Raw genomic sequence first — 19245 nt, 5'->3', positions numbered from 1 at the left:
CTCTGGAAGCGGCTGACCGGCCCGCGCCGCGAGGAGGTGGCGAAGATCATCCGGCGTGCCCGGGATCGGCGGTGAGTCAGCCACCCCGACGAGGAGTTCCTCATCGATCTGGTGTTCGGTCCGATGTGGTACCGGCTGCTCTTCGACCGCGTATCGCTGGACCGGGGTACGCGGCGGCCATCGCCGACACCGTCGCGGTGGCCGCGCGGCTCGACGGCGGGGAAGCGGCCCTCGCCCCCTGACCCCGCGCCGCGCTCCGGACGCCCCTCCGGGCCCCGGCTCCGGACGTCCCCGTCCCGGCCACCCCGCCCGGGACGCCCACCGCCCGGGACACCGCCCGGGACGCCCCTTCCGGGGATCGCGTTCCGGGCGCCCACCACCTCGCACCCGCACGGCCCGCACCACACGTACGACTCGCACCGCGCGCCCGACTCGCATCACGCGCCCGAGGCGCACCACACGTACCACTCGCACCACGTGAACCACGCGACCTCCTGGCGGCCGTACGGGCCGCGTGGGGGCGCGTCATCCACCGGGCAGGGTCCTGCCCGTTACCGGAGGTACGACATGACGTCCATCGCGGACCAGACCATCGTCATCACCGGCGCGACCGACGGGCTCGGCCGTGCGCTCGCCCATGAACTGGCCCCGCTGGGACCCGAACTCGTCCTGCACGGGCGCAGCGAGGAAAAGGGCCAGGAGCTTCTCGCGGAGCTGCGGGCCGCCACGGGCAACGAGCGGCTGAGCTACGAGCGGGCCGACTTCTCCTCGCTCGCCGAGATCCAGTCGCTCGCCGACCGGCTGCTGTCCCGGCCCCGGATCGACGTCCTGGTCAACAACGCGGGCATGGGGGTCGAACTCGACCGCCGGGAGAGCCGGGACGGGCTGGAGCTGACCTTCCAGGTCGACTACCTCTCCACGTACATCCTGAGCTGCCGGCTGGCCCCGCTGCTGGTCGACTCCGCGCCCGCCAGGATCGTCAACGTGACCTCGGCGGGCCAGGCCCCCATCGACTTCGACGACGTCATGCTGCGCAGCGGCTGGAGCGGGGGCCAGGCCTACTGCCAGGCCAAGCTCGCCCAGATCATGCTCACCATGGACCTGGCGGACGTGCTCGACGGCACCGGGGTGACGGTCAACTCCCTGCACCCCGCCTCGTACATGCCGACCAAGATCGTCACGCATCTCTTCACCCCGCAGAGCACGGTCGCGGAGGGCGTGCGGAACACCGCGCGCCTGGTCACGGACCCCGAGTACGCCAGGAACAGCGGCCTCTACGTGAACCGCTCGCAGGTGGCGCGCGCCCACGCGCAGGCGCACGACGAGGGCGCGCGCGCCCGCCTGCGCCGGCTGAGCGAGGAGCTGACGGGCACCCCGATGCCGGCCGTGGGCGCGGACGCCTCTCCGCGCTGACCGTCCGCCGGTCGGCGTTCCGCGCCGACCGCGGGCCGGCCGGACGGCGTAACGGAAGGAGTGCGTTCTGCTGTCGAGAGGCGAGAGCACACGGAGCCGAATCCTCCTCGCGGCCGCGGAAGGCTTCGGCGCACACGGGTACCACAGGACGAGCGTCGCCGACATCAGCCGGGAAGCCGGCGTGACCGGCGGGGCGCTCTACTTCCACTTCGACTCGAAGGAGCAGCTGGCCGCCGCCGTCCTGGAACTGGAGGACGACATCTGGCCGGCCCTGGCGATGGCCGTCCGGGTGCGGGAGCGCAGCGGGCTGCGGGGCCTCGTCGAGTTCTCCTACGAGGCCGCGTGCCGCATGGCGCACGACCCCGTCGCCCGGGCCGGGTTCCGCCTCCGGGTGGAGGGCGAGCCCGACGGCGAGGGCACGCACGGCGCGGAACTGCGGTGGCTCTCCCTGGTCACGGAGTTCCTCGCGCTGGCCCAGCGGCAGCGGGAGATACGGGCGGACCTGCTGCCCGTGGACATCGCCCACGTCTTCGTGGAGGCGCTCACCGGGATGCGGCTGCTCTCCCTCGCGGTGGAGTGGGCCGACCTGGACCCGCGGCTGTGCAGGCTGTGGGACGCCCTGCTGCGGATGGTGCTGGCGGAGGGCAGTACCTTCTCGCTCCGGCCGCCCCGCGAGGTGCCGGCGGCGTGCCCGCCCGGCCGGCCGGAAGACGACCGGGCACACCCGGCACGACCCCTGGGAAGCACGACCGCCCGGAAGCACGAGCCCTGAGAAACAAGATCGCTGAGAACGGGAGATGCAGATGTCAGCACTGACGCGCCGCGGGTTCCTCGGCGCCGGAGCCGGCGGCACGGTCGCCGCGCTCACCACCGTGGGACCCGCGTACGCGGGCGCGCCGGACACCGCCGGGGAGACGGGCCGGGCGGTGGGCGCCCCGCCCGCGGTCACCGTCACCTCGGACGACGTCCGGTACGGCGACCTGACGGCCCGCGGGTACAACGGCCGCTTCGTCGGGAAGCCGGACTCCGTGCGGATCGTCCACACGACCGAGCAGGTCACGGCCGCCGTCGCGGAGGCGGTGCGGGACGGCGCGCGGATCGCCGTCCGCAGCGGCGGCCACTGCCTGGACGGGCTGGTCGACGACGGGCAGGTACGGATGCTGCTCGACGTGTCCGAGATGGACGCCGTGTACTTCGACGAGGAGCGGCAGGCGTTCGCCGTCGAGGCGGGCGCCCAACTCGGCCACGTGTACCGGACGCTGTACCTGGACTGGGGCGTGACGATACCCGGCGGCACCTGCCCGACCGTGGGCGTCGGCGGCCATGTGCAGGGCGGTGGCTACGGGGCGCTGTGCCGCCAGTACGGAGCGGTCGTCGACCACTTGTACGGGGTGGAGGTGGTGGTCGTCGACGGCGCGGGGAAGGCGCGGGCGGTGATCGCCACCAGCGACGTGGACGACCCGCACCGCGACCTGTGGTGGGCCCACACCGGCGGGGGCGGCGGCAACTTCGGCGTGGTCACCAAGTACTGGTTCAGGACCCCCGGCGCCACCGGGGACCCGGCCGGCCTGCTGCCCAGGCCGCCCGGCGCGCTGCTGAAGGCGTCCGTCAGCTGGAAGTGGAGCGACCTCACCGAGGAGGCGTTCACCCGCATCGTGCGCAACCACGGCCAGTGGCACACGGACAACGACGGCGACGGCGGGCCGTACGCCAGCCTGAACAGCGTCCTACTGCTGCACAACGCGGCCCTCGGGACGGTGGGCCTCAACGTCCAGGTCGACGGCACCCTGGCGAACGCGGCCGACTTGGTGGACGACTACATCGGCGCGGTGACCGTCGGCGTGGACGTGGCGCACACCAGGACCCGGGCGACGGGACCCTGGCTGAAGGAGACCCTCAAGAACCCGTACGAGACCGGGGCCTACGACCGCTCCAAGTCCAAGGGCGCCTACCTGCGCCGGGCCTACTCCGAGGACCAGATCGCCGCCCTGTACCGGCGGCTGTCCGACCCCGGCTACGACGGCCACGCCTCCGTCCTCCTCTACACCTACGGCGGCCGCGCCAACGTGCCCGCCCCCGCCGACACCGCCATGCCGCAGCGGGACTCGGTCCTCAAGGCCAACTTCATCACCTACTGGGCCGACCCCGCCGACGACGCCCGGCACGTCGACTGGATGCGAGGGCTCTACAAGGAGACGTACGCGGCGACCGGCGGCGTCCCGGTCATCGACGGCGACAGCGACGGCTCGTACATCAACTACCCGGACACGGACCTGAAGGACCCGGAGTGGAACGCCTCCGGCACCCCCTGGCAGACCCTCTACTACAAGGACAACTATCCGCGGCTCCAGCGGATCAAGGGCGAGTGGGACCCCGGGAACGTCTTCCACCACGCGCTGTCCATCACCTACTGACACACCCCCTGACACCCACGGGCAGCAGACGCTGACATGCGTGTCCGTGCCCTGGCCGGTATCCGCCGGGCGGGCACGGACAGCCGAACTGGAGGGACTGTGCTTCAAGCGGCTCGATGAGCCGTACCGGCCGACGCGCTCCTGACGGAAGTACAACGTACGGGTCACGACCGACGCCGTCATCGGAGCCGTCACCGGCTCACTCACCGCCAGGTCACTGAGGTAGGCGCGACGCTCAGCCATGACCCGGATGTACCACCGGGCGAGCAGAGGCGCCCAGGCGTGCGGAGACGGTTGCAGAAGCACGCAGGCACGCCCCCGCGCCAGTCACGTTGCGACGAGACAGGCACCAGCAACATCCCGCCCCAGCAGTCACCCCACGCAGCCATCGAAACCCACCCGCATACCCAGCCCTCCCAGCACCGCTGATTCGCACCGCGTAAAACACAAAATGCCTGTACATCAGAGGCGAAAACGACCTCTCAGCTTGTCGTTTAAGGTCCGACATCGAACACGGCTCGAACTTGATCAGAGTTTTCGCAATTCGGCGGATGTATAGGCGGCCCTCGTCTGATCCTGTGCTCCGTCACAGAGATACGGGATCTATCGAAGGCAGCTAGAAGTGAGTCTGCTGCATCACGATGTTCAGCGGGAGCCGTTCGGCTTGCTATCACACTTCCGGAGGGAGTTGTACGCGTCGCTGACCGCGCGTGCGGATGCGCTGTTCGAGCTCACCGACGCGATGCTATGCGCTGACGGGCCTGTGAAGACGCTGGTCAGCCTAGCTCTGGTGCCGGAATACCGCCGCGGGCACGGTTCTCTCTATGCGGGTCTGAACCGGGGGCGGATGGACGTGGGCCGACTGCGGCGGGCGCTGGTCTCCGTGCCATTGCCGAAGGCGGCTGACAGCCGCCTGGTTCTCGCGGTCGACGTCTCGCCCTGGCTCCGCCCGGACGCGGACACCACCCCTGACCGGTGCTTCTGCCACACCTACGGGTACGGCGACAACAAGCACTTGATGATTCCGGGGTGGCCCTACTCGGTCGTGGCCGCACTGGAGACGGGGCGGACGTCGTGGACCGCGATTCTGGACGCTGTCCGGCTTCAGCCCGGCGCCGACGTCGCCGCTGTCACCACCGCGCAGATCCGCGAAGTCGTCGAGCGGCTGGTCGATTCGGCTCAGTGGAAGGACGGCGACCCGGACGTCCTGATTGTGGTCGACGCTGGCTATGACGCTCCGCGGCTCGCTCACCTGCTGGCGGACCTGCCCATTGAGATCCTGGGCCGGACACGGTCGGACCGCGTGATGCGCCGGCCGACACCACCACGTGTCTACGACCCCAAAGGTGGCCGACCGCCCAAGCACGGCGGAGAGTTCGTCTTCGGCCAGCCGGATACCTGGGGTGAGGAGCACGTGGTGACCGTCTGCGACACCCGCCTCTACGGCACAGCCACAGTCCGGGCCTGGGACCGGCTCCACCCGCGGTTGACCCGCCGGGCCGCCTGGATCGACCACAATGCCGAGTTGCCCATCATCGAAGGCACGGTGACCCGCTTGGAGGTCTCCCACCTGCCGTCCGGCGCCGACCCGAAACCGTTGTGGCTGTGGTGGTCCAAGACCGGCGCCACCGCAGCGGACATCAACCGTTGCTGGCAGGCGTTCCTGCGAAGATTCGACGTCGAGCACACCTTCCGCATGATGAAACAGACCCTCGGGTGGACCGCCCCCCAAGCTCCGCAGCCCTGATGCCGCCGACCGCTGGACCTGGCTCGCCATCGCCGCCCACACCCAGCTCCGCCTCGCCCGTCCGCTCGTCCAGGACCTCCGGCATCCCTGGGAGAAGCCGGCCCCGCCCGAACGACTCACCCCTGCCCGGGTCCGGCGGGCCCCGGCCGACCGCCGGGGACGAAGAACCGGCACAGGGCAATCCGCCACGACGTGGGCAGAGTGCTCCGGCTGGGAGGGTTTCGGTGCACCTGCTGGGGATGCTGCCGTCGGACGGAGGTTCCTGAACCCCGGCCACCGGCCAGCCACACCAGCGGCCCACTCACCACAAGGTCGGCACCAAACCCCGACGAACGGGGCAGAACCCGCGACAGGCGGCGTTGTAGGTACAGATACTCATGCGCAGGCCATGGGCACCGCTTACCTTCTGCCGGGTGCCCACGAACTCGACACCACAGCCCGCTGCTACTTCCAGGAAGGGCTGGTGCTGCTGTCTGCTGTTCGCCGCCCCGCCCGTCGCCTGGCTCCTTACCGCCCCGTTCCTGCCGGAGCGGGTGTCCTGGTTCCCGATCTGGCTGGCGGCTACGGTCTGGAACGGCACGGACGGCCAGGGCGGAATCAGCCACATGCTCGGATAGGTGGGGTAGGTAGCCACCAACGAGCAGCGCCTTTAAGCGCCATCCTCAGACCCGACGGACATGAACGTTAAAAGCCAAGCTCAGCTTGGCATTTATCCTCTGAGTCGGTTTCGTTCGATGATGCTTTCTGGTCGTTTCACGGTTTTGCCCACGTCGTAGTGGGCGGCGGGTCGCCGGTTCTTCGAGCCGAGTGGCCTTCCAGGGCCGGGAGTTGAGGGTTTCGGTGCACGGGCCGGACAGAGCAGGTGCGGGCGGAGGTTCCTGAACCCCCGGCGGACCCTGGCCGGGGTAAGCCGGCCGGGCTCGGCCGGTTTCTCCCATGGCCGTCTCAGGTCGGTGGCGGCCTGGCGCAGGAGGCGGAGCTGGGTGTGCGCGGCGATGACGATCCAGGTCCAGCGTTCGCCGGCCTCGGGGGTACGGAGCTTCGGCCGGGTCCAGCCCAGGGTCTGCTTCATCAGCCGGAACGTGTGCTCCAGGTCGAAGCGCCTCAGGAACGCCTGCCAGCGGACGTCGACATCCTCGCTGCTCAGAGCGGTGGCCGACGACCACAGCCAGACGGGCAGCGGGTCGCCTCCGCCGGGCAGGCGGTCGACCTGGAGGCGGATCAGTGTGCCCTCGATGACGGGGAGTTCACCGGTGTGGTCGATCCAGGTCAGCCTCGGGTGGATGCGGTCCCAGGCCATCGCGCGGGCGGTGCCGTACCGGTCGGTGACCTGCACCGTTGCCGCGTCGGGCTCTCCGGTTTGGCGAAGCGGAACTCTCCGCCATGCTTCGGCGGGTGACCGCCGCGGGGGTGGACCCGGTAGTACTCCTCGCGGGAAGGCGCCGGGCGGCGCATGACCCGGTCCGTGCGCATCCGCCCGAGGACCTCGACCGGGAGGCCGGCCAGGAGGTGGGCCATGCGCGGGGCGTCGTAACCGGCGTCGAACACGATGAGGATGTCGCGGTCGCCCGCGTGCCAGCGGCCCATCTCGACCAGGTCGGTGATCACCCGGCGGACCTGGGCGGCAGTGACCTCGGCGACGTCGTCCTCGGGCCCGAGACGGACAGCGTCCAGGAGCTGGCACCAGGACGTCCGGCCCGACTCCAGCGCGGCGACGAAGGAGTAGGGCCAACCGGGAATGAACTGGTCCGAGGTCCGTCCGCTGCGGCCGTAGACGTGGCAGAACAGACGCTCCGCGCTGGTCGGCGCGTCGGGGCGCAGCCAGTTGCTGACGTCGACTGCCAGGACCAGGCGCCCGTCGGCGGCCTGCGGCATCGGCAGGCCGGCGAGCACCTGCCGCAGCCGGGGCACATCGATGGTCCCGTTGTTCAGCGCGTTGTACATCGCGCCGTGCCCGCGCCGGTGCTCGGCCACCAGCGTCAGGTCCACCGGCGTCCTCACCGGACCGTCCGCGCACAGCAGCGCATCGGCGAGCTCGAACAGTTCGTCCCCGCGCACGGCCAGGCAGTCGAATAAGTCCTCTCGGAAGCGTGACGCTTGCGCGAACGCTTCCCCGGGACCGTCGGCAGGCAGCGGACTCACTTCACGGCCTTCGTCTCGATCGGTGCACCTTGGTCGGAGCACATGATCAGACGAAGGCCGCCTTTTTGTTCACTGAACTGCGAAAAAGTTGATCAAGTTCGAGACGATTGTTCGATGTCGCTGCGTGGTTCTTTCCAGGCAGCCGGCTGTCACTCGCTCATGGGCTCTGCGGGCGTATCTAGGTGCTTGTCGAGGAAGCTGTTGATGAACTCCACTCCGAAGGCGTGGGCGTCCGGAGAGACGTCGGAGGGCGACTCGCCGAACCACAAGACGGTCTCCGGGTTGCGCTTGGCTTCATCGAGCCACATACGAAGCTTGCCGAGTCGTCCTCCGCTCAACCGGACCGCAGCCTGATGCACGCGTTCACACTCCGCTCCTGTGTAGAAAACAAGGAGTGACAGGGCGCTCGCAGCGTCATTGTCCGGAAATGTGGCGTCGCAAAGCTGACGTGTTGCAGGTGACACGGTCATGGCCGCCATCCTGCCCATCGAGGAGACCGTAGACAACGGCAAGGTTCGGCGGAGGTTAAACGACAAGCTCAGAAGTCGTACGGCTTCTTGGTGCTCCAGTTCAGCACGTCGGCCTCGTTCCAGCTGAACCGCAGCATCTGACCCTTGGTGTCGACGGAGTGGAAGGGGCCGTCATGACCGTCCACGCCGCGTAACGCGATGGCGAACGACCGGGCCGTGTGGTTCTTCGAGCCGTTGTCCGGCTGACTATTCCGATCCGTCTCGCTCCTCACGCTACAGCCAGATCATCTCACTGTGACCAGGAGTTACAGGACACCTTTAGGTCGCTTTCCCGGGTGCAGGAACTGTAAGTTGTACGACGCGAGCCTCGGGCAGGCGTAGCACTGCTCCAACATCTCCGGTAGTCCATCCCTGGCCCAAGAGGAGACGGGACGCGTGGCGTGCTGCATCTCGCTCTGCCTGTTCTGCTTTGGCTCGAGTGATCCGAGCACTCGTCAGCGCGCGTAGTGCAGCCCGAGCTTCGGGATCAGCCGGCTCCACCGAAACGACGATGCTGGTGCGGTCGGCCTCCAGGTACTTGGCGACGAGCTCTTGGATCTCGTCTTCGGCTTCCAACCAGGTGCCTGCTTGGGCCTGCAGGCTGTGTTTACCGGGGAGATCGTGAACGCTGACGTTCCAGGCGGATCCGGTGTGGACGGCCGTGGCGGGGTACGTGGTGAGCTCGAATGTAAGATCGTCGGGATCCGCGGTGATGTCCGGCTGATCGAAGATCGCGTCGAATGGCATGGGGGCTTCCCGTTCGTGGCGCACTGAGGCGAATGACTCTCGTCTTGAGGCTATACCGGCCCAGACGTTTGTCCGTGTCACTTCGGCCACACGCACGAAGATCATGCTCGGGCGTCCCACCGATCCCGATTGATTTTTCGTTGCTCGCGCGTTCAGAAACGGACAGTGCCCTGCCGAGAGCCTGGGCACTTCTCCTTGTGTCCACGCGCCTTGTGATCTGGAGCTTTCTTGCCGACCGGAACAGGCATGGCCTCCCCGCAGAGTCGGCAGAAGCTCGAAGCAGCCATGATCAGCATCCTTCGGGCGTTGGCGTGGGTCATCCAGGCGGTGGCCCAGCAAGGGCGAGATCACCATGGCTCCCTGGGAGCCTCGTGATCGAGTTCACGGGGTCAGCGCCTGGACGCGGCCGAGGAAATGGGCACCGCTCAGTCGTGAAGCAGCGCGTCGATGGAACGCGGGTTCTATACGGTGAGCATTGCACGCAAACTTGATCAACTAAGACTGCGCCTTATGAGATGACCAAAACAATATGACATAGGTCGCAATTAAGATGGTGGAAGCCTGTCGTCCGTTTTCCAGAAACGGTGACCGTGGACACATCGGAAACTGGAAGAGAAAGGCGTCGCACTAACACTGTTACGGACCATGGGCATCCGATTCCACAGGCGATTCTGCTTAGCCTCGAACTTTCGTGACGGGCCGCCGACGGAGTCGGTGGACCGTTTTGTATCGCGTGCTGGGTGAGGGGTAGGCCGAGAGCCCGACTGTCGTGTCGGGTGGTCGCCGGGTTCCACTGCTCCGGGGTGGGTGGTGCTGTCGTTGGGACGAAAGCGGCTGGTCAGCCGGGGTTCGGAAGCTGGCTGAGGCGTTCGAGGGCTGCGGTGATGTGGCTGGTGTAGGGCCAGTGTCGGGCCAGGCGGAGAATCCGGCGGCGGCTGGTGGTCACGAGTTGCCCGGCTGCGGTGAACAGACGGAGTCGCAGGCGGCGGGGCTCCCAGCATCTGGCCTTGCCGGCCAACGCGAGCATCGGCATCAAGGCCAGCAGGTCCAGCGCGATCTGCACGATCTCCAGCCAGATGCGGTTCTGCGCGGTGTGGTGCAGGGGGAGGTTGCGCAGTCCGGTGGCGCGGGCGGCCCGGATCCGGTCCTCCGCCCGGGCCCGCAGGCGGTGGCGGAGTTCGAGTGCCGCGATCGGCCGGCCGGTGGTGTTCGTCGCGAAGCACGTCAGCCGCATGCCGTCCGCGTCGATCAGCCGCAACTGGGCGCCAGGATACGGTCGTTCTTTCCTGACAATGAGCCGCATGCCCTTGGACCAGCCGTGAAGGACGTCGCCCGTGAGTTCGGCGACCCAGGCCCCGTCACGCATCTCACCGTCCGCCTCGACGGCCGGGGTCCAAGCGGATGCGGGGACCTTCAGTACGTGCTGGTGGATCGCCTCGGTGATCACCATGGCGACCGAGTAGGACAGCCACCGTCCCCGCTGGGTGAGCCAGGCGACGAAGTCATGTGTCCCGCCCGCGGAATCGCTGCGGATCAGGGTCCGGCGTCCCCGCCGGTACTCCTTCGGTAGTTGGGCCAAGGCCAGACGGGTGACCGTCATGTGATCGCCGGCGGTGTTTGATCCCGCGTTGCCCGGCCGTAGCAGGGCAGCAACGGGCTCCCCGGTCCCACCCGCACCGTGGTCGACGAACCCCATCAGCGGGTGATGGCACAAAGGTCCGCTTCCAGGTCGGGGCCGCATCTTCCTTGTCGGAGTGCGCGATCACCAGCACCCCGTCCAGGTCCACGGTCACCGCCCCGCCCCCGTGGGGCGCCCTGTCACCAGACAGTCGCCAGACTCCTTCGCGGACTTCGGCCCGCGCGGCGCGAAGGGCCCGTAGGGCCTTGCCGCCGCTGGAAGCGAGGGCCTCGATCAGACAGGAGACGGTCGGGTCGGAGGCGACCGTCCCGAACACGGCCGGCTCGGCCCGCAACATGCCGACATCGGCCAGACAGTCCCCGCCCATCGCGACCATGAGCGCGAGGTCCAGGAGGACCTCCCCGGGATCATGGACGGCTCGTGGCTTGCGCCAGGGCTCCAGCGCAACGGATACCGCCTGGTCAAGGCCGATCTTGCGGACCGTTTCCACCAGCAGGACCGCACCAGCCTGCGAGACCACCTGGCGGCCGTCACCCTGGACACAGACACGCGGGTAGGACGCGATACGCTCGCTCACCTGGAAAGTGCTCTATCCCCCGCAGCCAACAGGACCCTCAGCAAGTCCCACCGTTGCAGGTCAAGAGCACTTTCTGCGTTTCTGATCAACCCTTGGACAACCCACCCCGCGAAAGCGCCAGGCTGGCAGGGCCCGACCCAGGGAGAGCTCCAGAACCCCGGTTCAGCACGTACGGGACAGCGCTGAGGCTGCTGTGATCAAAAGTGTATGAGGCAGAGACGCTCAACCGAGCGCGCGGGTGACGTTGACGCGTAGAATGGCATTGGCCTTACGGATCTTCTCCAGCTCTTTAGCGTACTTCGCGATCAGCCCGCGTTGTACGTCCGCCTCGGCTACTGCCCAGACGGTAATCAGCGATACCTTTTCCTTGCAGGAGACGTCCGCCGTTGCAACGGCCCGCTCCGTCTTTGAAATCCGGGGGGAATCGAGATTCCAGCGAGCATCACGCTGCGCCTGTTCGGGCCCGGTGTAACGATATCCTCGCGTGCGCATGCAGGCGCTCCACTGTCTTTTTGCCTTCTGCACATCGGGGCTTTCCTCGGCTGCGTCCAAGGATCTTCCCCCCAGCCCGAAGAGAAGGACCCTCTTCGTCTTCGACACACCTCGATGGAGGATGCTATCGGATTTCTGACGGCAGCCTTTTTGTTCCTCGCTGCCTTCCAATGCCTCTCGCTGCTTTGCAGTCACGTCATGCAAAAAATATCGGTTGCGCCGCTCGCGGGCGGCGTCGATCGGTAGATGATAGCCGAATGTCCCCGCCACTGTCGGATCCATGAGGCCGTAGCGGCGGAACTCCGGGTTGGCATCCTGGGCCGATATGGGCGGCGGGTCCCAGGCGACTCCTCGCCTGCCCATGCAGGCACGGATGAGGCGGTCCTGGGCAAGACGTGTGGTGAAGGCGAGGGAGTCGTTCCTGTACTCGTCGAAGGGGAGCGATGGGCGAATGGGCGGTTCATTCGGCTCAGCCGCTCTCCTCGCTGTTCCGGGCGTGTCGTTGCTGCTGCAGGCGGTGATGGACAGCAGGACAACTAACAGGACGGCGAAGGCTCGCGTACTTCGGGACATCGATGGGTCCTCTCCGGAGGTCCTTGCCGGGGGGAGGGAGCCCGGTACCGGCCCCCTCCCCCCGGTCGGGATCAGCAGATGAACTTGTGCGAACTTGCCTCGTTGTCCCCGATCTTTTCGTCGCTGAGGAAGTTCGCGTAGTCGCCCGCGCCGAGCGCGAGGCTATCGCCCTCGTAGTCGTCCTTTGCGTAGAGGACCACCGTACACGAGCTATTGTTCAAGACTGAACTGGTCTCATCGTTCATGTTGTCCGTGCCGTCGTGGCTCTTTACTTCCGCGTCACGCCATTCATTGTTTCCGTAGGAGAGGTCACTGATGGACCGACCCTTGAAGCCGAAGGTGCTGTAATCTCCCGCCCCCGGCTTCACGTTACGGTATTCGTTCTCCCACAGGCATATCTCCCCCGAGTCGCACGTGTACTCGTTTGCGTGTGCTGCAGTCATTGCGGAGAACGAGGCGATTCCGGCCAGAACAGCCGCTGTCAATACTCTGTGCAGTCTGGTGCGCAAAATACCCCCTAGTATGCCAGATGCGTGTGCCCATATCGGAGCGGTGGCAACGCCAGCGGCCAGGGCCTGGGACCACAGTGCAGATGGAACCTCGGAAGTAGTTGTCGAGTACGCCCGTGAGGCCACCTCGACAACGTGGCCGGGCGAACGAGTTCACCACCGTCTTCCCCTAAGAATCCCGAAGACTTGCCATGGTGTCGTTGACACCGAGTCTCACGTTTCTTAACTCTGCGTCTTCGCGAGATCTGTCCGGCGTGGTAGAGACAGCATCTCCGTCGGTGATGTAAGGCGAAGTGGTCACCTGGAAACTTGAAGCTTCCCCTTGGTCGTGGACCCTTGGGGACTGGGATCTGGAGGTTCCAGAGGAAGTAGCATCAGGTGGGAAGCAAGTACACGAAGCGGTACACCGAGGAGTTCAAGCGGGACGCCATCGCGCTCGTTGATTCCTCGGGCAGGACGGTCACCGCCGGCGCCCGGGAACTCGGCGTCAGCTCCGAGTCCCTGCGTGGCTGGTACCGCAGGGCGAAGGCGGACCGGGACGAAGTCGGGTCCGGCGAACTGACCTGCGCCGAGCGCGAGGAACTCAAGCGGCTACGCAAGGAGGTCCGCGAACAGCAGCGGAGGCGTGCTCTCGCCGGTGGCCGTGGTGAGGGAAAGCACGGCGTGTCCGGGCTGGAGTTCGCTGACAAGTTCGGAGGCGGACCAGTGTTCCCGTTCTACCTGCCGCACGGTGACCGCGTCGGTGGTGACGGCCTGGCCCGTGACCATCTTCCGTAGGGCGTGGATGGCGCGGGTGGTGGGCTGGTCGGCGTAGACGGTGTGTTTGGCGGTCTCTTTGATGGTCACTTTGCGGGTGCCCCAGGCTTCGGTGAAGCGGCGGCCGTCCCAGGTGGTGATGCCGGAGAACGCCATGCAGCAGCCAACTGCGGCGTGCAGCGCGCCGTGCAGGGGCTCGGGGACGCTGGCCATGGTGCGCAGCGTCAACCACGCCAGCGTGCCGAGAGCGGAGCCGCTGGATACCGCGGACGGTGCCGGGCGTGAGGGCCTGCGCGGCGGCGTCGAGCACCAGACACAGGAACGGGCTCTGACAGCCCGTGGAGCGGCCTGGGGCGAGTCCGGTGAACTGGGCCAGCAGGAGGCGGGTAAGGAGCCGGGAGGCGTCCTCGTGGAGCTGCTCGGGCAGGTCGATGCGTACACGTAGCGGGTGGCCTGCCATGGCCCCCAGGAAGAAGGTCCGTGCGGAGCGAGGGCCGGCGCCGAAGAAGTCGGCGAACGCGGGGCGGTCCAGGAGTACGAGCCGGTCGGCGAGCGCGCGGCCCAGATCCGCGGTACCGGCGGCCCGGACGCGGGCGTCGAGCTCCTGGGGGCTGAGTTCGCGCGTGCCCGGTTCGCTCAACGATGGGTCGCCGGCGGCGTCACGACCAGGGGGAGGGGGGCGACCGTAGCGTCGTCGCGGTAACCGTCGCTGTCGGGCTCAGCGGCGGCCACGACCTGCGCGCCACTCGATCAATACCGTCATCGCCTCCCTCATCAGCGCTGGCGGTCCTCGCTGGGAGTAGTGCCGTAGACGGTGCGGTAGAAGCGGGCGAAGTCGGCGTGGCTTTTGAAGCCCCACCTGGTCGCAATGACGCCTATGGGGATGGCGGCGAGTGCCGGGTTGATGAGGTCGCGATGGGCGCGTTCCAGGCGACGTCGGCGAATGTGGGCGGCCACGGTGGTGTGCTCAGTGCGGAAGAGGCGGTGCAGGTGGCTGAGAGAGATGTGGTGGGCGGCGGCGATGGTGGACGGGGTGAGGTCCACATCGTGCAGGTGGCCTTCGATGAAGGCGAGGATATGCAGGGTCAGAGTACGGGTACGGGTTTCCGGCTCAAGACAGTTTTCGATTTCGAGGTGGTGGGCAAGCATCGCACAGAAGAGGTCCGTCACAACGCCTTCAAGGCGAGGCCCATCGGAAGGCCGGTAGCGTGCGCCCTCGGCAATCTGGGTGAGTAGCCCTGCCAGCAGCGCCCCCACTCCGCTGCGGCCGGACAAAGGCCGGGTCAGTAAGTGTTCGACCGCGGCTGGCGCCAGCGGCACCCGTCCCCGCGGTACCTCCAGACCTATTGCTCTGAGAGCTGAGGCGGAGAAGTCCGAGGGGCGGGAGCTGTCGACAATGTACATCTGCCGGTCGCTATGCCGCTCCTGCCGACCATGCTGGCTGACGCTGATGACACCGTCCAGCGGCAGCGAGAGGTGGTAGAGCTCCGGGTCGGACTGCTGGATTAGTCGTTTGGTGCGGACCATACGGCATGGCTGAAAGGTGGTCGGCCACACCCGCACCTCGCCGAGCATCAGCAGGCGCAATTCCCCCTTGAAACTGGGGGCGGTGCTGTAGACGTCGTTGGCGTAGGCCGCGTGGGTCATACTTTCGCGAAAGCCGTCCAGACGGTCCTGCTTCGGTAAACCACTGGTTGTGAATACCGACTCAATCAGCATGCTCCCCGCTCCCTACGCGAACACGAGCCCGTTCCACAGACGAACTCGCATCATCAGATGGTGCGAGACGAGTACACCGGCACAGCGACGGCCGTGACAAGACAGGCATCGGCCGATCCCTCCCGGACACTCCCCTCACGCCGACCAGAGCGCGAACCAGGACGGGACGCTGCACCACCCAGACCAGGACACGGAGACCTGACGGCCCCGCGGCACCTGGTGAGCAGCACCTCCCCGGCTAACTCCACGGTGTGCTGTCCGATGACCGCCGGCGGATACGGCAGACTGGAGGTCCGCCGAACGAGGGACCTACCGATGCCCGAAGACCCGATCAGCCAGGAAATGGCCCGCATCCTCAACGAGAAGCTCCAGCGGGTCATCGACAAGCAGACCGAGCACACCATCGCCCTGGCCAACCACACCGCCTCGCTGGACCGGCTGGAGAAGGGCCAGGAACAGATGCGGGTCGCGCTCGCGCAGCAGCAAGGCGCCCTCGACGAGATCCTGAGCATCCTGCACAGCCAGCAGTCCCCCACCTGACCCCGGCTGCGCGACCTGCCACCGGCTTGCACGAGGCGTGCTTTGTCCCCAGGGTCCCCCCCCAAGGCGGGTCCTGGGCCGCATGGGGCAACACGGCAGGCCGGACGCCCCCGCTCCTCGTGTCGGCCGCCGCTCCCCCGCCCGAGCGGCAAGGCGGTGCATGGCGAGCGGGTCCGGCAGGCGAGGCGCCAGGGGCAGTGCGATTTCTCACCTCGGTGCGCTCGGGATTCTCACGCGATGTCACCAGCGATCCCGGTAGATGTCATCAAGAACATCACCTGACCAGCAACTACTCATGACACGCAAGTGAGAATCTGTCGTGACAGCCGGCTGAGAAATCGCAATGGCTCGCAGCACATATCCCGAACACCGTCGGACACCTGGAGCAGGGCGAGGGCCACCTCTCCATCGCCATCAACGCGGCCGATCGCATGCTGAAAGAACTCACCGACACCCTGTAAAAGCCAAGGCCTGACCAAGACGGCACAGGCAGCGGGATGCTCCGGACCCTGAGCATCCCACTGCCTGTCCTTCCTTCCACGAGCCGGCCTACTCGCACTCGCTGCTGACACCGGAGAACCTGGAGCGTCCCAGGCAAGGGCACGGGGCCCCTTCGCCTCCGACTGCAGGGAAGCCGGGGCCTTTCCGTCCACCCGGTCGGCCACGCCGTCCAGGCCGGACCGTGCCTGCGGTCGTCCAATCCCGAACGTACCGCCAGCGCTGGAGCAGGCTCCGCGAAGCGCCGGCACGGAACCGCATCACGTTCGGCAGCTCCCCCATACCCCGTCGCGCTGAACGCGCCTCTCCATATGAAAGAATCCAACTGGAAACGCGTCTGTCGTGTGTCCAGGTGAGGAGGGTGAGATGGCTGCCCTGCGCGGCAATCCGGTGGAAGGCGCCAGCAGAGCGGGGCTCATGTTCACCTCGGCCCTGTTGGCCACGACCACCGCCGAAGAGGCCGGCGTCCCAGGACGGGACCGGCTCGCTTCGCCGGCATCGGCGAACGCCTGGGTCGAGCAGCTCGCGGAGGGCGTCCCCGGCGATTACCTGCGTGACCTCGTCCTCACCCCGGCCGGGCTCGTACAGCTGCGGCGATTCCGCGAGTTCCTCAGGGCGGCGTTGCGGGCCGATCGCATCCTTTCGGAGTCGACGGCCGACACGCCGTCGGCACCGTTCGTCTCGGCCGCCAAGCTGTCCTGGACGCCCGCCGGGGCGAGACTGCTCCCCGGCGGCACCGGATGGCACCGCGCCGTGGCCGTGGCGACGGCCGAGCTCCTGCTCGCCGAGGCGGCAGGGCACCTTCGCCGCCTGAAAACCTGCGCCTACGGGCCCTGCGGGTTCCCGTTCATCGACTCCTCCCGCAACCTCTCCCGCGCCTGGCACGACACCGCCCGCTGCGGAAACCTGGTGAATCTCCGCGCGTCCCGAGCCCGCCGAGCGCAATTGGAGGGGTGATCTTCCCGGGTGCCGCCGGTCAGCCGGTTCGGGCGGGCAGCATCCGGGCCGACATCCATACGGTCAGGGGATTGATGCGCTCCGGGTAGAGCCTGATCATCTCGTCGAAGTAGGTCCCGCGATCCGGCCTGGTCGCGAGCAGCCTCTCGGCGTCGTCGAGATACCTGCGCGTCTCAGCGATGTCGGACGGATTGTCCCCCCGCTGCTGGTCCTGGTGCCCGGCGACGACGTGGGCGGGGTCGAGCGACTCGACGGTGTCCAGGGCCCGGCGCCATGCCTTTAACCCACCGTCCAGGCACTCCCCCAGGTACTGGTGGACGTTGTTGTAAACCACGTCGCCGGCGGCGACCAGCCCGATCGAGGGAACGTGCAGCACCGTGGAGTCATCGGTGTCGCTGTGCCCGACCTCGACCGGCATCAGCACGTGGCCGTCGACCTGGAAGCCGTCCTCCGGCGCCGGCAGCAGGGAGAGGGGCGCCTCGGCGATCCGCCCCGGAAAGGCCGCCGGCCAGAGCCCTGTCGCCGGCCCCTCGCGCGCCACCTGCCGCACGGCCTCGATCGTGCCTGGCGTGGCGTGGACCGTCACGCCTTCGAACCGTTCCACCAGCGGCTGCGTGCCGAGCCAGTGATCGCCGTGGCCATGGGTGATGTAGATGAAGGACAGCCGTTTGCCGAAGCCCTCGATCCAGTCGCCGAGTGCATGCGCCTGGCCCCGGGTGATCGGCGGTTCGACCAGGGCCGCTTCGGTCCGTCCGTGAATCAGGGTGTGCGCCAACGGGGACCAAGAGCCCGCCTCGCCGTTGGGCAGCTTCAGCGCTGCCGAAGGGACGGGCGTCATGCCTGACACGTACACATCGAAATCGAGAACGGTCATGGTAGCGCTCCTCCGGGAGGCGTCGTAGCCACTCACCCCATGACAGGAGTATAGGCGCTATGGTTCTGTCGGTGGCAAGCGGTTCGAGGGGGTGACGGCGGTGGGATCCGCTGGAGCCGCGCCCTCTCCCCCGGGCACCTCGCACGGTGAAGTGGACCAACTCCCGCCCCACCACCGGCACTACGGCGCCGGGAGGCACACGACGGTCATCGGAAGCCGCCCGCATCGCGGGCCGGGAGCTCTGCACCGACGGGCGCGGCACGGAGTCGATCAAGGCGCTGATCATGTCGCTCAGGAGGGTGCGACCGACCAGCCCGCCCAGACCGTTTGACATAGGCAAAAAAGCTATGGTTACCTCGATTTGAGGTAATGGTTCGGGTCGGCAAAGCGCCGACCCACCAGAGAGGAAAACCTCATCATGACGTATTTGGGAAGTGGTGATCCAGTGCGGGAGCGCACGGACTACTACCCGCCGTGGCTAGATCAGCTGGCCGACGACGTGACCCTGGAGGGAGCCGCCCTCAACGGCGTCGTTCATGGTGCGGACAACGTGCGGAAGCTCCTGGCGTACGCGCGGACGCTGTATGAGTACCAGGACTTCGAGTTCATCGGAAAATACGGCGAGAACGGCTTCGTCGAGGACTATTCCTCGCGCGTGCAGGGGCAGCCGATCGCGAACATCGCGGTGGTTCGCAAGAACGCGGCCGGGCAGGCCCAGAGTCTGATCATGAACCACCGGCCATTGGCCAGCGTGCTGATGTTCTCCCGGCTGATGGGCAAGCACTTCGCCGGCACGCAGTACGCGCGGTATTTCATGTCCGATTCCGCCGGCGGCCGGCAGGACGTCGGCCCTTCACCGCGCCCCATTCCTCAATGGGACGCGCCGTGACCCGTTGATTGGATATGAGAAAGAGATACCAGGGCCGGCGTCACGGGATATGTGACGTCAGCCCCGGTGTCACGGGATAGCGCCATGGGATATGCGGCGACACCACATCCAAGACATCCACGGCCCGGTGCCGACGATCACTCACGAAGTCGCCGGTCCCCACGCTCGGCGCGCCCGCCCGAGCATCGCGCCGGATCCCGGACCGACTCCGCTGCCGGACCCCCAGCATCCCGCCGACCATGAGTGATCG

Annotated in this window: 14 protein-coding genes and 5 pseudogenes; 9 read left to right on the top strand and 10 right to left on the bottom strand. The window is 67.4% G+C overall.

All coding sequences use genetic code 11. The features are described 5' to 3' along the window. The first annotated feature begins 567 nt into the window (after window positions 1-567). The 5 genes and pseudogenes from Sm713_RS24385 to Sm713_RS24365 all read left to right on the top strand — a co-directional run bounded on the left by Sm713_RS24385 (window position 568) and on the right by Sm713_RS24365 (window position 6191). Window positions 568-1413 carry an SDR family NAD(P)-dependent oxidoreductase gene (locus tag Sm713_RS24385; protein ID WP_212911671.1) on the top strand — a complete coding sequence of 282 codons (846 nt, stop codon included), beginning with the start codon at window positions 568-570 and terminating at the stop codon, window positions 1411-1413. A 67-nt stretch (window positions 1414-1480) separates the two neighbouring features. Continuing rightward, window positions 1481-2185: a ScbR family autoregulator-binding transcription factor gene (locus tag Sm713_RS40625; protein WP_308293187.1), complete on the top strand. Its 705-nt coding sequence runs from the start codon at window positions 1481-1483 to the stop codon at window positions 2183-2185. Between the two features lie 31 nt (window positions 2186-2216). After that, entirely contained in the window at window positions 2217-3827 is a 1611-nt protein-coding gene (locus tag Sm713_RS24375) for an FAD-binding oxidoreductase (RefSeq protein ID WP_212911670.1), read from the top strand. A gap of 622 nt (window positions 3828-4449) precedes the next feature. Beyond that, window positions 4450-5784: pseudogene (locus Sm713_RS24370) on the top strand (NF041680 family putative transposase); the annotation flags it as partial. A 203-nt stretch (window positions 5785-5987) separates the two neighbouring features. Further along, on the top strand, window positions 5988-6191 hold the full coding sequence (locus tag Sm713_RS24365; protein ID WP_212912246.1) for a hypothetical protein: 204 nt from the start codon (window positions 5988-5990) through the stop codon (window positions 6189-6191). 92 nt (window positions 6192-6283) lie between these two features. Here Sm713_RS24365 and Sm713_RS24360 read toward each other — a convergent pair. The 7 genes and pseudogenes from Sm713_RS24360 to Sm713_RS24330 all read right to left on the bottom strand — a co-directional run bounded on the left by Sm713_RS24360 (window position 6284) and on the right by Sm713_RS24330 (window position 12762). Continuing rightward, window positions 6284-7716 (bottom strand): annotated as a pseudogene (locus Sm713_RS24360) (NF041680 family putative transposase). Window positions 7717-7865: 149 nt separating this feature from the next. Further along, entirely contained in the window at window positions 7866-8024 is a 159-nt protein-coding gene (locus tag Sm713_RS24355; protein WP_212911669.1) for a hypothetical protein, read from the bottom strand. A 230-nt stretch (window positions 8025-8254) separates the two neighbouring features. Next, window positions 8255-8458, bottom strand: a complete 204-nt coding sequence (locus Sm713_RS24350; protein ID WP_212912245.1) for a hypothetical protein — start codon at window positions 8456-8458, stop codon at window positions 8255-8257. Window positions 8459-8504: 46 nt separating this feature from the next. After that, window positions 8505-8972: a hypothetical protein gene (locus tag Sm713_RS24345; protein WP_212911668.1), complete on the bottom strand. Its 468-nt coding sequence runs from the start codon at window positions 8970-8972 to the stop codon at window positions 8505-8507. Window positions 8973-9810: 838 nt separating this feature from the next. Then, window positions 9811-11188 (bottom strand): annotated as a pseudogene (locus Sm713_RS24340) (IS1380 family transposase). 222 nt (window positions 11189-11410) lie between these two features. Next, window positions 11411-12253 (bottom strand): hypothetical protein, encoded by an 843-nt coding sequence (locus Sm713_RS24335; protein ID WP_212911667.1) that lies wholly within the window; start codon window positions 12251-12253, stop codon window positions 11411-11413. Window positions 12254-12324: 71 nt separating this feature from the next. Continuing rightward, window positions 12325-12762 (bottom strand): peptidase inhibitor family I36 protein, encoded by a 438-nt coding sequence (locus Sm713_RS24330; RefSeq protein ID WP_212911666.1) that lies wholly within the window; start codon window positions 12760-12762, stop codon window positions 12325-12327. Window positions 12763-13140: 378 nt separating this feature from the next. Here Sm713_RS24330 and Sm713_RS41745 point away from each other — a divergent pair. Beyond that, window positions 13141-13308: pseudogene (locus tag Sm713_RS41745) on the top strand (transposase); the annotation flags it as partial. 45 nt (window positions 13309-13353) lie between these two features. On the opposite strand, the pseudogene Sm713_RS40620 reads toward Sm713_RS41745, so the two are convergent. Beyond that, window positions 13354-14125: pseudogene (locus Sm713_RS40620) on the bottom strand (ATP/GTP-binding protein); the annotation flags it as partial. Between the two features lie 167 nt (window positions 14126-14292). Beyond that, complete coding sequence (locus Sm713_RS24315; protein ID WP_212911663.1) at window positions 14293-15237, bottom strand: helix-turn-helix domain-containing protein; 945 nt, start codon at window positions 15235-15237, stop codon at window positions 14293-14295. 315 nt (window positions 15238-15552) lie between these two features. On the opposite strand from Sm713_RS24315, the gene Sm713_RS24310 reads away from it, so the two are divergent. Together Sm713_RS24310 and Sm713_RS24305 are read left to right on the top strand one after the other, a co-directional pair. After that, entirely contained in the window at window positions 15553-15777 is a 225-nt protein-coding gene (locus Sm713_RS24310) for a hypothetical protein (protein ID WP_212912244.1), read from the top strand. Between the two features lie 864 nt (window positions 15778-16641). Beyond that, the gene (locus Sm713_RS24305) at window positions 16642-17232 is read left to right on the top strand and encodes a CGNR zinc finger domain-containing protein (RefSeq protein WP_212911662.1); all 591 of its coding nucleotides are present in this window, start codon (window positions 16642-16644) and stop codon (window positions 17230-17232) included. 19 nt (window positions 17233-17251) lie between these two features. Here Sm713_RS24305 and Sm713_RS24300 read toward each other — a convergent pair whose 3' ends face one another. Then, complete coding sequence (locus tag Sm713_RS24300; RefSeq protein WP_249416472.1) at window positions 17252-18106, bottom strand: MBL fold metallo-hydrolase; 855 nt, start codon at window positions 18104-18106, stop codon at window positions 17252-17254. A 418-nt stretch (window positions 18107-18524) separates the two neighbouring features. On the opposite strand from Sm713_RS24300, the gene Sm713_RS24295 reads away from it, so the two are divergent. Further along, the gene (locus Sm713_RS24295) at window positions 18525-18995 is read left to right on the top strand and encodes a hypothetical protein (protein ID WP_212911661.1); all 471 of its coding nucleotides are present in this window, start codon (window positions 18525-18527) and stop codon (window positions 18993-18995) included. The last annotated feature ends 250 nt before the right edge of the window (window positions 18996-19245 follow it).

Source organism: Streptomyces sp. TS71-3, from assembly GCF_018327685.1.
Lineage (GTDB): Bacteria > Actinomycetota > Actinomycetes > Streptomycetales > Streptomycetaceae > Streptomyces.
Note: the sequence above shows the minus strand (reverse complement) of the source record. Positions and strands in the feature narration are given on the sequence as shown.